At 54.8% G+C, this 13,788-nt stretch carries 14 protein-coding genes, 3 tRNA genes and 3 other RNA genes; all 20 read right to left on the bottom strand.

Annotated elements, in window-relative coordinates:
- Positions 1–124: 124 nt before the first annotated feature.
- Positions 125–249, bottom strand: a non-coding RNA gene (locus GS12_RS23170) — RtT sRNA.
- A gap of 30 nt (positions 250–279) precedes the next feature.
- Positions 280–355: transfer RNA gene (locus GS12_RS02480), tRNA-Lys, on the bottom strand.
- 24 nt (positions 356–379) lie between these two features.
- A non-coding RNA gene (locus GS12_RS23165) (RtT sRNA) lies at positions 380–504 on the bottom strand.
- Positions 505–517: 13 nt separating this feature from the next.
- Positions 518–593, bottom strand: a tRNA-Lys gene (locus GS12_RS02475).
- 22 nt (positions 594–615) lie between these two features.
- Positions 616–740: non-coding RNA, RtT sRNA (locus GS12_RS23160), on the bottom strand.
- Positions 741–753: 13 nt separating this feature from the next.
- Positions 754–829: transfer RNA gene (locus GS12_RS02470), tRNA-Lys, on the bottom strand.
- 160 nt (positions 830–989) lie between these two features.
- Positions 990–1,781, bottom strand: coding sequence for a cell division protein CpoB (gene cpoB / locus GS12_RS02465; protein WP_034913460.1), 792 nt, complete (start codon positions 1,779–1,781; stop codon positions 990–992).
- A 9-nt stretch (positions 1,782–1,790) separates the two neighbouring features.
- Positions 1,791–2,315 (bottom strand): peptidoglycan-associated lipoprotein Pal, encoded by a 525-nt coding sequence (gene pal, locus GS12_RS02460; RefSeq protein WP_034913457.1) that lies wholly within the window; start codon positions 2,313–2,315, stop codon positions 1,791–1,793.
- 44 nt (positions 2,316–2,359) lie between these two features.
- Positions 2,360–3,652, bottom strand: coding sequence for a Tol-Pal system beta propeller repeat protein TolB (gene tolB, locus GS12_RS02455; protein WP_034913454.1), 1,293 nt, complete (start codon positions 3,650–3,652; stop codon positions 2,360–2,362).
- Positions 3,653–3,772: 120 nt separating this feature from the next.
- Positions 3,773–4,960 carry a cell envelope integrity protein TolA gene (gene tolA / locus GS12_RS02450; protein ID WP_034913452.1) on the bottom strand — a complete coding sequence of 396 codons (1,188 nt, stop codon included), beginning with the start codon at positions 4,958–4,960 and terminating at the stop codon, positions 3,773–3,775.
- 29 nt (positions 4,961–4,989) lie between these two features.
- Entirely contained in the window at positions 4,990–5,421 is a 432-nt protein-coding gene (tolR, locus tag GS12_RS02445) for a colicin uptake protein TolR (protein ID WP_034913449.1), read from the bottom strand.
- A gap of 14 nt (positions 5,422–5,435) precedes the next feature.
- Entirely contained in the window at positions 5,436–6,122 is a 687-nt protein-coding gene (gene tolQ / locus GS12_RS02440; protein ID WP_034913446.1) for a Tol-Pal system protein TolQ, read from the bottom strand.
- Positions 6,119–6,523 carry a tol-pal system-associated acyl-CoA thioesterase gene (gene ybgC, locus GS12_RS02435; RefSeq protein ID WP_034913443.1) on the bottom strand — a complete coding sequence of 135 codons (405 nt, stop codon included), beginning with the start codon at positions 6,521–6,523 and terminating at the stop codon, positions 6,119–6,121. Before ybgC ends, tolQ begins: the two co-directional genes overlap by 4 nt.
- 224 nt (positions 6,524–6,747) lie before the next feature.
- Complete coding sequence (gene ybgE / locus GS12_RS02430) at positions 6,748–7,041, bottom strand: cyd operon protein YbgE (RefSeq protein ID WP_200884501.1); 294 nt, start codon at positions 7,039–7,041, stop codon at positions 6,748–6,750.
- Complete coding sequence (gene cydX / locus GS12_RS23155) at positions 7,041–7,148, bottom strand: cytochrome bd-I oxidase subunit CydX (RefSeq protein ID WP_072016831.1); 108 nt, start codon at positions 7,146–7,148, stop codon at positions 7,041–7,043. Before cydX ends, ybgE begins: the two co-directional genes overlap by 1 nt.
- Positions 7,149–7,163: 15 nt before the next feature.
- On the bottom strand, positions 7,164–8,303 hold the full coding sequence (gene cydB / locus GS12_RS02425; protein WP_034943571.1) for a cytochrome d ubiquinol oxidase subunit II: 1,140 nt from the start codon (positions 8,301–8,303) through the stop codon (positions 7,164–7,166).
- Entirely contained in the window at positions 8,300–9,874 is a 1,575-nt protein-coding gene (cydA, locus tag GS12_RS02420; RefSeq protein WP_034943569.1) for a cytochrome ubiquinol oxidase subunit I, read from the bottom strand. Before cydA ends, cydB begins: the two co-directional genes overlap by 4 nt.
- Before the next feature lie 546 nt (positions 9,875–10,420).
- A complete protein-coding gene (sucD, locus tag GS12_RS02415) occupies positions 10,421–11,293 on the bottom strand; it encodes a succinate--CoA ligase subunit alpha (RefSeq protein WP_034913433.1) in 873 nt (290 codons plus the stop codon).
- Complete coding sequence (gene sucC, locus GS12_RS02410) at positions 11,293–12,459, bottom strand: ADP-forming succinate--CoA ligase subunit beta (protein WP_034913430.1); 1,167 nt, start codon at positions 12,457–12,459, stop codon at positions 11,293–11,295. Before sucC ends, sucD begins: the two co-directional genes overlap by 1 nt.
- Before the next feature lie 94 nt (positions 12,460–12,553).
- A complete protein-coding gene (odhB, locus tag GS12_RS02405) occupies positions 12,554–13,786 on the bottom strand; it encodes a 2-oxoglutarate dehydrogenase complex dihydrolipoyllysine-residue succinyltransferase (RefSeq protein ID WP_034943567.1) in 1,233 nt (410 codons plus the stop codon).
- Positions 13,787–13,788 lie beyond the last annotated feature (2 nt).

The raw sequence follows: 13,788 nt of genomic DNA, 5'->3' as shown, positions 1-13,788 counted from the left end.
TGTTTGCTTCACGTAAGGCGCGCCATCAGAGACCTGAAACGTTCGTTCAGACAAAGAAATATATTCATAAAAGCAGTTTCGAACCCTGCCCGATTTTGCACAGCAAAAGGGCGCCTTTCTACACTGGTGGGTCGTGCAGGATGACCCGGCTTCGCCTCGCCCTTCGGGCCGTCGCCTGCGGCAACGTTGTCTCACTGCGTTCGACCCGAACCTGCTACAGGTTCGAACCCTGCCCGATTTTGCACAGCAAAAAGGCGCCTTTAGGGCGCCTTTCTACACTGGTGGGTCGTGCAGGATTCGAACCTGCGACCAATTGATTAAAAGTCAACTGCTCTACCAACTGAGCTAACGACCCGCAAATATGCGGTGTACTGTAAAGTGGTGGGTCGTGCAGGATGACCCGGCTTCGCCTTGCCCTACGGGCCGTTGCCTGCGGCAACGTTGTCTCACTGCGTTCGACCCTAACCTGCGGCAGGCTCGAACCCTGCACGCTCAACTTCTGTAACCGGCTTTAAAATGGTGGGTCGTGCAGGATTCGAACCTGCGACCAATTGATTAAAAGTCAACTGCTCTACCAACTGAGCTAACGACCCACAAATGTGGCGTACTTTAAAGGGGTGGGTCGTGCAGGATGAACCGGCTTGCGCCTCGCCCTCCGCGCTGCTGCCTTCGGCAGCATTGTCTCACTGCGTGAGACTCGACCTGCGGCAGGTTGAAACCCTGCACGCTTAACATCCGTTACTGGCTTTAAAGTGGTGGGTCGTGCAGGATTCGAACCTGCGACCAATTGATTAAAAGTCAACTGCTCTACCAACTGAGCTAACGACCCACTTTTGCGCTGTCAGGCTATCAACATATGTCCCGGCAACGGCGGCATATATTACTGATTTGACGATTCAGCGCAACCACTATTTCCAGATAAACCATTCAACTGCCTGGCTTTCATGCGTACAGAACAGAAAACATTCGATATCTGGCGATACACAATACTAAAGTGATGCTGCGCGCTTTTGTGCGTTTTTTGCCGCTTCGCTATCAGGGTACTGCTTGATCACCTGCTGGAAGACAGCTTTGGCTTTCGCGCCATCACCCTTTTCCTGCATGATCACCCCAACTTTGTATAACGCATCGGCGCTTTTCGGTGACTTAGGATATTTCTTTACCACCGTCGCAAAATAATACGCGGCGTCGTCTTTTTTTCCTTTGTTATAATTCAACTGTCCCAACCAGTAATTCGCATTAGGTTGATAGGTTGAATCCGGGTACTTCTTCACAAAGTTTTGAAACGCCGTTATCGCCTGCTCGTTCTGCTTTTTCTCCAACACCAACGCAACCGCTGCGTTGTAGTCGGTATTCGCATCGCCACTCTGCGTCGGCGCGCTGGCAGTATCGTCACCGCCGCTTGCCGCCGCCGCTCCACCCGCCGCTGCTGCATCTGCTGCGCCAGAAGCGCCAGTCTGCGCGCTGTTGCTGCTGCTTAACGTATCAATTTGCTGATAGAGGCCTTTCTGCCGCTCGGTAACCTGATTCAGCTGATACTGGCTTTCCTGAATCTGCCCACGGAGCGAGTCGATATCACGTTGATTATCGGAAATTTGCTGCTGAAGCTGTTGAAGAAGTTGTCCCTGAGCATTAGAAATACGCTCAAGTGAAGTGACGCGGTCTTCGACCGAGCCTGAGCCAGCGTTACTGATTGACGCCTGGGCACTAGCGGCCCAGGGGGCCGCTACGCCAACCAATAACGACAGACCCAACAGGTGAAGTCTGAAGTTACTAATCATGTGATTCTCTTAGTATACCAGTACGGCGCGACGGTTTTTAGCATAGGCCGACTCGTCGTGACCCAGCACCGCTGGCTTCTCTTTACCGTAAGACACGATAGAGATCTGGTCAGCAGAAACGCCTTTACCCTGAAGGTACATTTTAACGGCGTTAGCACGACGTTCGCCCAGGGCGATGTTGTACTCTGGCGTACCGCGCTCATCCGCATGACCTTCAACGGTCACTTTGTATGATGGGTTGTTACGCAGGAAAGTGGCATGCGCATCCAGCATCTGAGCAAACTCAGACTGGATGTCAAACTTGTCCAGACCAAAGTAAACGATATTGTTTCTCTGGAGCTCCTGCATTTGCAGACGCGCCTGCTCGTCGGAAGACATGTTACCGCTGTTCATGCCCATACCGCCGTTAGCACCACCATCAGCGCCCATACCGTTGGTCTGGTCGTTGTTGTTGTTTTTGTGTGAGCTACATGCAGCCACTGCGATTACTGGCAGTGCCAGCATTAAGCCTTTCAGCACTTTATTCAGTTGCATTTCTACAATCCTATTATTGTTTGCCATACATATTTACACATGCATCACAGATACGGCGACCAGGCAGGTGATTTTACCTGTCCATCAGTTGCCGGAAGACGCGCTTTGAAACGACCATCCGTTGACACCAGTTGCAGTACGGAACCCATGCCCTGTGTAGAGCTGTAGATTACCATTGTGCCGTTTGGCGCCAGGCTTGGCGATTCATCCAGGAACGTGTCCGTTAACGTTTGAACGGCTCCCGTTTCCAGATCCTGTCTGGCGACGTGCTGCGCACCGCCATTGGTGCTGATCATCACCAGTGATTTACCATCAGAACTGACGTTGCCATCCTGATTTTGTGAACCTTCCCAGGTCAGACGCTGTGGCGTACCGCCGCTCGCGCTGATCTTATAAATTTGTGGACGACCCGCCTGATCGGACGTATAGGCCAGCGTCTGGCTGTCCGGGAACCACGACGGTTCAGTGCTGTTGAAGCGGCCATCGGTAATCTGACTGATCTGACCGGATGCCACATCCATCACGTACAAATTCAGACTGCCAGTTTTAGAGAGAGCAAACGCCAGCTTTGAACCGTCCGGGGAGAAAGACGGCGCGCCGTTATGACGAGGGAATGAAGCAACCTGCTTGATCGCGCCATTCGCCAGCGTCTGGATAACCAGCGCGGATTTGCCGCTTTCAAAGGTCACATAGGCCAGCTTGCTGCCGTCTTTCGACCATGAAGGCGACATCAGCGGCTGTGGCGAACGGTGCACGACAAACTGATTGTAACCGTCGTAGTCAGAAACGCGCAGTTCGTAAGGGAACTGGCCGCCATTGGTCTGCACAACGTAGGCGATACGCGTACGGAACGCGCCTTTAATGCCTGTCAGTTTCTCAAAGGCTTCGTCGCTGGCGGTATGCGCCGCATAGCGAAGCCACTGTTTGGTCACTTTAAACTGATTCTGCGCGATAACGGCGCCAGGGTTGCCGGAGGTATCCACCAGTTGGTAAGAAACCACGTAGCTGCCGTCTGCGCCGCCCTGCACCTGACCCACGACAACGGCATCAATACCGAGCGCGGTCCAGGCGGCAGGCTGCACTTCAGCAGCGGAAGTGGGCTGTTGCGGCAGGCGGGAGCGATCGAGCGGGTTGAATTTTCCGCTGTTGCGCAGGTCGGCTGCGACGATGCCGCCGATATCCTCAGGCGCAGCGCCCGGCCCTTCCCATTTGAACGGCAAAACGCCGATAGGGCGCGCCGTGTTGACACCCTGGGTAATTTCAATACGAACTTCTGCGTGCGCCGCAGCGACAAACAGCAATAAACAGCTCAATGCGATACGAAATGCCTGCTTCATCTTTTCTCCCTTACCTGAACGTGACGTTCATGATAATTAGCAGTGTTTCAACCAACCAGTTATGCGTTTATAGAGTACGGCATGTTGAACAGAGTTCAACATGCCGACCGTTAACGAAGTCTATGGCTTGAATTCTAATGTTGCATCTTTTACAGCCTGATAAATATCATCACTGGGCGGTTTCGGAATTCTGGCCATGCGCGCCGCGTTGATCGCTGCCTGACAAAGCGCCGGATCGCCGCCTGCCGCCGTGGCGGAAATCAATAATCCGTCGGGCGCCAGCTTGACGCGTACGTTACAGGTTTTCCCTTTAAACGTATCGGCATCATAAAACTTGCTCTGGATCGCGCCCTGCACCTGCCCCAGGTAACTATCGATCGCCGCGCCTGATGCGCCCGACTTTTTCTGATTGCCCTGTCCTGCCGCGCCGCCGGACTTGCCCTGCTTCGGCGCGTTTTTACCGGAAGAGAGCCCACCCAGTAAATCGTCAACGTCGCTGGATTCTTTAGCGGCTTCTGCCGCAGCCTTTTTCTTCGCGTCAGCCGCCGCCTTCGCTTTCGCCGCTGCATCAGCCTTCGCTTTCGCCGACGCCTCCGCTTTGGCTTTCGCCTCTTCGGCCGCTTTCTCTTTGGCTTCCTGCGCCGCTTTGGCATCCGCAGCGGCTTTCGCTTTAGCATCAGACTCGGCTTTGGCTTTTGCGTCCGCGGCGGCTTTTACTTTCGCCGCTTCCGCAGCGGCTTTTTTGGCCTCAGCTTCCGCCTCTTTTTTGGCATCAGCGGCCGCTTTTTTTGCCTCGGCGTCCGCCTGCTTTTTCGCATCCGCTGCGGCTTTCGCCTGCGCATCCGCCTGTGCTTTAGCATCGGCTTTCGCTTTTGCCGCAGCCGCTTCGGCCTGTTTCTGCTGCTCTTGCGCCTGCTCGGCGGCCTGCTGCGCCTTCTTCTGCTCAGCCGCCTGCTCTTTCGCTGCCTGCTGCGCCTCCAGGCGCTCTTTTTCTATCTCTTTCAGGCGCTGCTGCTCTGCGGCCTGTTTCTGCTGTAGCTCTTCCGCCTGCTGCTTTGCCTGCTTCTGACGCTGCTGCTCGGCGCGCTTGCTGTCGTTTTGCTGATTCTGCTGACGATTGTACTGATCGACCACCGCGCCGGGATCGACCATCACGGCATCAATATCGCTACCGCCGCCACCGCCGCTGGCTTCGATGTGTTCGTCGAACGAGCTCCAGATCAGTAATGCAATCAAAAAGATATGCAAAATTACTGAAATAATAATGGCGCGTTTCAACTTATCGTTCTGTTCGGTTGCCTTTGACACGCTCGGTTCCCAAAAACGGTTCGAATGAATTAAATCGGCTGCGTCATCAGGCCAACTGATTTCACGCCTGCCTGGTGCAGGAGATTCAGCGCCTTGATGATTTCGTCATACGGAACATCTTTTGCTCCGCCAATCAGGAATACCGTTTTCGGGTTTGCCTGAATACGACGCTGCGCCTCTGCCACAACCTGCTCCGGCGGCAACTGCGTCATCCGGTCGTGATCGACCACCAGGCTGTACTGCCCGACGCCGGCAACCTCAACGATTACCGGCGGATTGTCATCGCTGGAAACGGTTTTTGAATCCGTTGCATCCGGCAGGTCGACCTCAACGCTTTGGGTGATAATCGGTGCCGTTGCCATAAAAATCAGCAGCAGCACCAGCAGCACGTCCAGCAGCGGAACGATATTAATTTCAGATTTCATCTCGCGGCGACCGCCGCGACCACGCGTTCTGGCCATAAAAACCTCCGCTCTTACCTGCTGCTCTCGCTGGAGAACGCCTGACGATGCAGAATAGCCGTGAACTCTTCCATAAAGTTATCGTAATTCTGTTCAAGTTTATTCACGCGCTGGTTCAGGCGGTTATAAGCCATGACCGCCGGAATGGCCGCAAACAGGCCGATAGCCGTGGCGATCAGCGCTTCGGCAATGCCGGGCGCGACCATCTGTAACGTCGCCTGTTTCACCGCGCCAAGGGCGATAAAGGCGTGCATAATCCCCCAAACGGTGCCGAAAAGGCCGATATAAGGGCTGATTGAGCCAACGGTGCCGAGGAAAGGAATATTGTTTTCCAGCGTTTCCAGCTCGCGATTCATGGAGATGCGCATCGCTCGCGTCGCGCCTTCAACGACCGCTTCGGGCGCGTGATTATTTGCACGATGCAGTCGGGCAAACTCTTTAAAGCCTGCGTAGAAGATCTGCTCAGAACCGCCCAGCTCATCGCGGCGCGCCTGGCTCTCCTGATAGAGGCGGGACAGCTCGATCCCAGACCAGAACTTGTCCTCAAAGGCGTCCGCTTCGCGCCCTGCGGCGTTCAGAATGCGCGTACGCTGAATGATAATTGCCCAGGAGGCGATGGAAAATCCAATTAAAATCAACATGATAAGTTTGACCAGAAGGCTCGCCTTCAGGAACAAATCAAGAATGTTCATGTCAGTCACTGCTTGAACTCCGCGACAATAGACTTGGGAAGCGCAATTGGCTTCATCAGATGTGGATTGATGCAGGCGATCAGGACTTCTGCCTCGTTCAGCGTTCGCCCTTCTGCACTTACAATACGTTGCGCGAATGTCATGGTCGTTCTGGTCATCTTCACCACCTCGCTCTGCACCTCAAGCAAATCATCAAGGCGTGCAGCCGCAAGATAGTCGACCGTAATCCGACGCACGACAAACGCGACCTGCTGTTCCAGCAGCGCCTGCTGATTGAAATGGTGCTGGCGCAGCATCTCAGTTCGTGCCCGTTCATAAAAAGCGACATAGCTGGCATGGTAAACCACGCCTCCGGCATCGGTATCTTCATAGTAGACACGCACCGGCCATCGAAACAGCGTTGTACTCACTCTACATCCCGGTAATGCGTTATGACGCTGCTACTATACGCAAGAGCAAACGCCTTGGGAATGGATTGCCAGAGGGTAAAGAAAATAATTATCTTATGTAAACAAGCTGAGGTGATTAAAGAAGATTCTTAGACTTTGTTTGACACAACTGGAGATGAAAAAAGATAAATGCGCAGTGAAATAACGGGGAAACAAACGGGCAAAACGGCGTTTTGCCCTGCCTGTCAGTTAAAGAAGAAGATCAGACCTGGCAGCAGTACGCACCATGCCGGCACCGGCGAAAAAAATGTCTGCCAGCGCAGGCGACGCGGACTGAAGCCCACGCCGTGGATAACGCCGGCGCACACGGCCCACATCATCAATAATCCCTGCCAGATCTCAAGCGAACTGCTGCTGGCGGCAAAGCGTCTGGGATCCCAGAACATACAGCCCGCCAGTAGCAGCGCCATGATAAGAGACAGCGCCCTGATCGGGCGTCTGTCCATGATCGTATAAAGACGGCTGATCATACCGGCCATTATTGCTCTTTAACGTCGCTGTCTTCGATATGTTCAATAGCCAGCGCGGTGACGATACCAAATGCACAGGCCAACAGCGTGCCGAGAATCCAGGCAAAATACCACATGGTTCAGCTCCTCAATCAGTAAAGTGAATGGGTGTTGCTCTCAATCTGCTCTTTGGTCAGGCGACCGAACATTTTGTAGTAACACCAGGTTGTATACCCCAGGATGATCGGCACAAATATGATGGCCGCCACGGTCATGATTTTCAGCGTCAGCAGGCTGGATGTGGCATCCCACATGGTCAGGCTCAGGTTCGGCACCGTGCTGGAAGGCATGATGAACGGGAACATCGCCACGCCCGCCGTCAGGATCACGCAGGCCAGCGTCAGGGAAGAGAAGAGAAACGCCAGGGCGCCCTTCTCCAGACGTGAGCAAAGGACGGTGAGCAGCGGCAGCACCACGCCCAGCGCAGGGATCGTCCACAGCACCGGCATACGATTAAAGTTCACCAGCCAGGCGCCCGCCTCGCGCGATACTTCTTTCGCCAGTGGATTTGACGCCGCGTTATGATCCAGAACGGAATTCACCACGTAGCCATCAATACCGTGCATCACCCAAACGCCTGCCAGAATAAAGCAAACCATCATCACCAGCGCGGAGATCTGCGCCGCCGCACGTGAGCGAAGGTGCAGTTCGCCAACGGTGCGCATCTGCAAATAGGTCGCGCCCTGACATAAGATCATGGTCAGGCTGACGATACCTGCCAGCAGGGCAAACGGATTGAGCAGCTGGAAGAAGTTGCCGGTGTAGGTCAGACGGAGGTACTCATCGGCATGAAACGGTACGCCCTGAAGCAGGTTGCCGAAGGCCACGCCAATCACCAGCGGCGGAACGAAACTGCCGATAAAAATGCCCCAGTCCCAGGTGCGACGCCAGCGCAGATCTTCAATCTTCGAACGGTAGTCAAACCCCACCGGGCGGAAGAACAGCGAGGCCAGCACTAAAATCATCGCGACGTAAAAGCCGGAAAACGCGGCCGCATAAACCATCGGCCAGGCGGCAAAGAGCGCGCCGCCTGCGGTGATCAGCCAGACCTGGTTTCCGTCCCAGTGCGGGGCGATACTGTTGATCATGATACGGCGTTCGGTGTCGGTGCGGCCCATAATGCGGGAAAGCATACCTACGCCCATATCAAATCCGTCGGCAACGGCGAAGCCAATCAGCAACACGCCAATCAGTACCCACCAGACGAATCGCAGCAGTTCATAGGTGATCATTGAATAGCTCCTGTGTGGGTGGTGATAGTGGATTGTTCATAGTGATAGCGGCCGGTTTTCAGGCTGCTTGGTCCGAGGCGCGCAAATTTGAACATCAGGTACATTTCAACCACCAGGAACATCGTATACAAACCGCAGATCAGGATCATCGAGAACAGCAGATCGCCCACCGTCAGGGTGGAGTTCGCGACGGCGGTCGGCAGGACTTCACCGATTGCCCAGGGCTGACGGCCATATTCGGCCACGAACCAGCCTGACTCAATGGCGATCCACGGCAGAGGAATGCCATACAGCGCGCATTTCAGCAGGAAGGTGCTCTTACCGATGCGATTACGCAGCACGCTCCAGAACGCGCAGCCGATAATCAGCAGCATTAACACGCCAGAACCCACCATGATACGGAAGGAGAAGTAGAGTGGCGCGACACGAGGAATGGAATCTTTCGTTGCCTGCTTGATTTGCGCTTCGCTGGCATCGGCGACGTTCGGCGTGTAGCGCTTTAACAGCAGGCCATAGCCCAGGTCTTTTTTCACGTCGTTGAACGCATCGCGTACGGACGGATCTTTACTGCCGGAGCGCAGTTGCTCAAGCAGGCTGTACGCTTTCATCCCGTTACGAATACGGACTTCGTGCTGGCCCATCAGCTCTTTCAGGCCGGTCACCTGCTTATCTACCGAACGCGTGGCAATCAGGCCGAGCGCCCACGGGATCTGAATGGCGTATTTGTTTTCCTGCGTGTCCTGATCGGGGATGCCAAACAGCGTGAAGGCGGCTGGCGCAGGTTGCGTTTCCCATTCGGCTTCGATAGCGGCCAGTTTGGTTTTTTGCACGTCGCCGATCTCATAGCCGGACTCGTCGCCCAGCACGATAACGGAAAGGATGGAGGCCATACCGAAGCTGGCCGCGATAGCGAATGAGCGTTTAGCAAACGCCTTGTCGCGTCCGCGCAGCAGATAGTAAGCGCTGATGCCCAGTATGAACATGGCACCACAGGTATAACCCGCCGCCACGGTATGCACGAATTTAACCTGCGCAACCGGGTTGAAAATCAGTTCGCTGAAGCTGACCATTTCCATGCGCATGGTTTCGAAGTTGAAGTCGGAGGCTACCGGGTTCTGCATCCAGCCGTTCGCCACCAGAATCCACAGTGCGGAGAGGTTCGAACCCAATGCAACCAGCCAGGTCACGGCCATGTGCTGCACTTTACTCAGACGATCCCAGCCGAAGAAAAACAGGCCGACAAAGGTGGATTCAAGGAAGAAGGCCATCAGCCCTTCTATCGCCAGCGGCGCGCCGAAAATATCACCCACGTAGTGCGAGTAATAAGACCAGTTGGTTCCAAACTGGAATTCCATGGTCAGGCCGGTCGCCACGCCCAGAGCAAAGTTAATACCGAATAACTTGCCCCAGAACTTAGTCATATCTTTATATATTTGTTTGCCTGACAGGACATAAACCGTTTCCATAATGGCCAGCAGAAACGCCATACCCAGCGTTAACGGGACAAAAAGGAAATGGTACATCGCCGTCAGAGCAAACTGTAAGCGCGACAGTTCGACAATATCAAACATCTTGACTCCTTGCTCCTCACACGAAGATTTCGACGCAGCCGCAGAAAAACGCTGCTGTCATCGTCAGTAACCTGAAAATGCTGCATATACGTTAATAGAAAGAGAAAAAACTTCTTTCAGAACGTTTAAATTTAACAAGTTAGTAATAAAAACCGGATGAATTTCGGGGTTATTCTACGCCGTTAATTGCCGGGGAGAAAACACATTTTTGAGTTACGAGTGCTAATTTTTTACCTGGATCAAACATTGCTCAAATCAGGAAAAGCCGCTTTTTTGATATAGAACAATTTAGCTAAAAACCACGAATTCTCCCCCTGTTCGACACCTGAGCACCTTTATTTAATGATATGAATTGAGATGGCAATGCGGTGAAACAGGGCAACGCCGCACATTGTTATCATATTGTGTTAAAGGTAAATATAATTGATTTAATAAGCTGCTAAATAGGGCGTTAATTTAACTATTGTCTCTTATCAGGTTGCTGGCGCAACAAGGGCAAAAAAAAGGCCGCCCGAAGGCGGCCAGCAAAATCTCAGACACAGATTTTTATTGAGGTAAGACTGCTTTAACCGCGTCGCCAATGTCAGCAAGGCTACGAACCGTTTTCACCCCGGCCGCTTCCAGCGCAGCGAATTTCTCGTCCGCCGTGCCCTTTCCGCCCGCGATGATCGCGCCGGCATGACCCATACGCTTGCCTTTCGGCGCGGTCACACCGGCGATGTAACCTACAACCGGCTTGGTGACGTGCTCTTTGATAAAGGCGGCAGCTTCTTCTTCCGCGCTGCCCCCGATTTCGCCGATCATCACGATAGCTTCAGTCTGCGGATCGTCCTGAAACAGCGTCAGGATATCAATAAAGTTAGAGCCCGGAATCGGGTCGCCGCCGATGCCCACGCAGGTTGACTGGCCGTAGCCGATGTCGGTAGTCTGCTTTACGGCTTCGTAGGTCAGTGTGCCAGAACGGGAAACAATACCGATGCGGCCGGGTTTGTGAATGTGACCAGGCATGATGCCGATTTTGCACTCGCCCGGCGTGATCACGCCCGGACAGTTCGGGCCGATCATGCGCACGCCGGCTTCATCCAGCTTCACTTTTACCGTGAGCATGTCCAGCGTTGGAATGCCTTCGGTAATGGTGATGATCAGTTTGATACCGGCTTCGATCGCTTCCAGAATGCCGTCTTTACAGAACGGCGCAGGAACGTAGATCACCGACGCGGTAGCGCCCGTGGCTTCCACGGCTTCGCGCACGGTATTGAAAACCGGCAGGCCGAGGTGCTCGGTGCCGCCCTTGCCGGGCGTTACGCCGCCAACCAGCTGCGTACCGTAAGCCAGCGCCTGTTCTGAATGAAAGGTTCCCTGTCCGCCGGTAAAGCCCTGGCAGATTACTCTGGTGTTTTTATCGATCAAAATGGACATTATTTACCCTCCGCTGCGGCAACAACGCGCTGCGCCGCGTCGCTCAGGCTGGTTGCTGCAATAATATTTAAACCGCTGTCCGCCAGTTTCTGCGCACCCAGCTCGGCGTTATTTCCTTCCAAACGCACCACCACCGGCACGTTGACGCCCACTTCTTCTACCGCGCCGATGATACCGTCAGCGATCAGGTCACAGCGTACAATACCGCCGAAGATGTTAACGAATACCGCTTTTACCGCGTCATCCGAGAGGATAATTTTGAAGGCTTCGGTCACGCGCTCTTTCGTTGCGCCGCCGCCAACGTCAAGGAAGTTTGCAGGCTGGCCGCCGCTCAGCTTGACGATATCCATGGTGCCCATCGCCAGGCCGGCGCCGTTAACCATGCAGCCGATGTTGCCTTCCAGCGCAACGTAGTTCAGTTCCCACTGCGCGGCGTGCGCTTCGCGGGAATCTTCCTGGCTTGGATCGCGCATTTCGCGCAGTTCAGGCTGGCGGAACAGCGCGTTGCCGTCTGCGCCCAGCTTGCCATCGAGACAAACCAGATCGCCCTGTTTGGTGATCACCAACGGGTTGATTTCGACCAGCGCCAGATCGCGCTCAAGGAACAGCGTTGCCAGCCCCATGAAGATCTTGGTGAACTGACCAATCTGCTTGCCGCTCAGGCCCAGTTTGAAAGCCAGTTCGCGGCCCTGATAAGGCTGCGGACCGGTTAACGGATCGAGCGCCATTTTGTGGATCAGGTGCGGCGTCTCTTCCGCCACTTTTTCAATTTCCACGCCGCCTTCGGTCGAGGCCATAAACACCACGCGACGCGTGCCGCGATCGACCACCGCGCCAAGGTACAGCTCCTGATCGATATCGGTGGCCGCTTCCACCAGGATCTGGTGCACCGGCTGGCCGTTGGCATCGGTCTGGTAGGTGGTCAGACGTTTGCCCAGCCACTGTTCAGCAAAAGCGCGGATCTCTTCTTTACTCTTAACCACTTTCACGCCGCCCGCTTTACCGCGGCCTCCGGCATGAACCTGACATTTCACTACCCACGGACCGGCGCCAATTTTTGAGGCAGCCTCTTCAGCTTCGCGTGGCGTCGTGCAGGCATAACCGGTTGGCGCCGCCAGGCCATACCGCGCAAAAAGCTGCTTTGCCTGATATTCATGTAAGTTCATGTTGATAATCCATCCAGGTCGGAAAAGACTCAGCCGAGTTAAACGCGTCGGCCATACATAGGATCGGGCGCAGCATCAGGCCACGCCCGCAGGGTTAAACGTCCAGCAGCAGGCGGGACGGATCTTCCAGCAGATCTTTTATCGCCACCAGGAAGCTCACTGATTCTTTGCCATCGATCAGACGGTGATCGTAGGAGAGCGCCAGATACATCATCGGTTGGATCACCACCTGACCATTTACCGCCATGGGACGATCTTTGATCGCGTGCATACCGAGGATCGCGCTTTGTGGTGGATTGATAATCGGTGTGGACATCAGCGAGCCAAATACGCCGCCGTTGGTAATGGTAAAGTTGCCGCCGGTCAGCTCGTCAACGGTGAGTTTACCGTCGCGGCCTTTGATCGCCAGCTCTTTGATTTTCTTCTCGATATCGGCCATGCCCAGCGCGTCGACGTCTTTCAGTACCGGCGTCACCAGACCGCGCGGTGTGGAAACCGCGATGCTGACGTCAAAGTAGTTGTGATAAACCACGTCGTCGCCATCAATAGACGCATTTACTTCCGGGAAGCGTTTCAGCGCTTCCACTACCGCTTTCAGGTAGAAAGACATGAAGCCCAGGCGCACGCCATGACGTTTTTCAAACGCTTCGCCGTACTGTTTACGCAGGCTCATGATCGGCTGCATATTGACTTCGTTGAAGGTCGTCAGCATGGCGGTGCTGTTTTTCGCTTCCAGCAGACGCTCGGCCACACGCTTGCGCAGACGGGTCATCGGCACGCGTTTCTCGCTACGGCCGGCCAGCGCAGGCGCGGCCCCAGGCGCTTTCGTTTCCGGCGCTTTCGCTTCAGGCGCTTTAGCCTGTGAGCCAGAGGCCAGATGTTTCTCGACGTCTTCACGGGTCAGACGGCCGCCGACGCCCGTGCCTTTGATGGCGGCCGGATCGAGGCTGTGCTCGGCGATCAGACGGCGGATCGCCGGCGTGAGCGCGTCATTGCTTTCGTCATCACTGAGCGAGGCGCTCTGGCGCTGTGCAGGCGTTGCCTGCTGCGCTTCAGGCTTAGCGGAACTCTCTTTACCGCCGCTGTTGCCCTCTTTCAGGCGGCCCAGCGCCTGGCGGGAAGTCACGGTTGCGCCTTCGTCTTCGAGAATCGCTTCCAGTACGCCGTCGGCGGATGCAGGCACTTCCAGTACGACTTTATCAGTTTCAATCTCAACCAGCACTTCATCGCGCTGCACAGCGTCGCCCGGTTTTTTGTGCCAGGTCGCCACGGTGGCATCGGCAACGGATTCAGGCAGGTCGGGAACGAGGATATCTACGCTACTCATTA

The sequence above is a fragment of the Erwinia oleae genome (assembly GCF_000770305.1).
GTDB classification, from domain to species: domain Bacteria; phylum Pseudomonadota; class Gammaproteobacteria; order Enterobacterales; family Enterobacteriaceae; genus Erwinia; species Erwinia oleae.
Note: the sequence above shows the minus strand (reverse complement) of the source record. Positions and strands in the feature narration are given on the sequence as shown.

Bases quoted from the DNA above. Each gene is read 5' to 3' on its own strand.
- cpoB (WP_034913460.1), bottom strand. From the start codon at position 1,781: ATGATTAGTAACTTCAGACTTCACCTGTTGGGTCTGTCGTTATTGGTT.
- pal (WP_034913457.1), bottom strand. From the start codon at position 2,315: ATGCAACTGAATAAAGTGCTGAAAGGCTTAATGCTGGCACTGCCAGTA.
- tolB (WP_034913454.1), bottom strand. From the start codon at position 3,652: ATGAAGCAGGCATTTCGTATCGCATTGAGCTGTTTATTGCTGTTTGTC.
- tolR (WP_034913449.1), bottom strand. From the start codon at position 5,421: ATGGCCAGAACGCGTGGTCGCGGCGGTCGCCGCGAGATGAAATCTGAA.
- ybgE (WP_200884501.1), bottom strand. From the start codon at position 7,041: ATGGCCGGTATGATCAGCCGTCTTTATACGATCATGGACAGACGCCCG.
- cydX (WP_072016831.1), bottom strand. From the start codon at position 7,148: ATGTGGTATTTTGCCTGGATTCTCGGCACGCTGTTGGCCTGTGCATTT.
- cydB (WP_034943571.1), bottom strand. From the start codon at position 8,303: ATGATCACCTATGAACTGCTGCGATTCGTCTGGTGGGTACTGATTGGC.
- cydA (WP_034943569.1), bottom strand. From the start codon at position 9,874: ATGTTTGATATTGTCGAACTGTCGCGCTTACAGTTTGCTCTGACGGCG.
- sucD (WP_034913433.1), bottom strand. From the start codon at position 11,293: ATGTCCATTTTGATCGATAAAAACACCAGAGTAATCTGCCAGGGCTTT.
- sucC (WP_034913430.1), bottom strand. From the start codon at position 12,459: ATGAACTTACATGAATATCAGGCAAAGCAGCTTTTTGCGCGGTATGGC.
- odhB (WP_034943567.1), bottom strand. From the start codon at position 13,786: ATGAGTAGCGTAGATATCCTCGTTCCCGACCTGCCTGAATCCGTTGCC.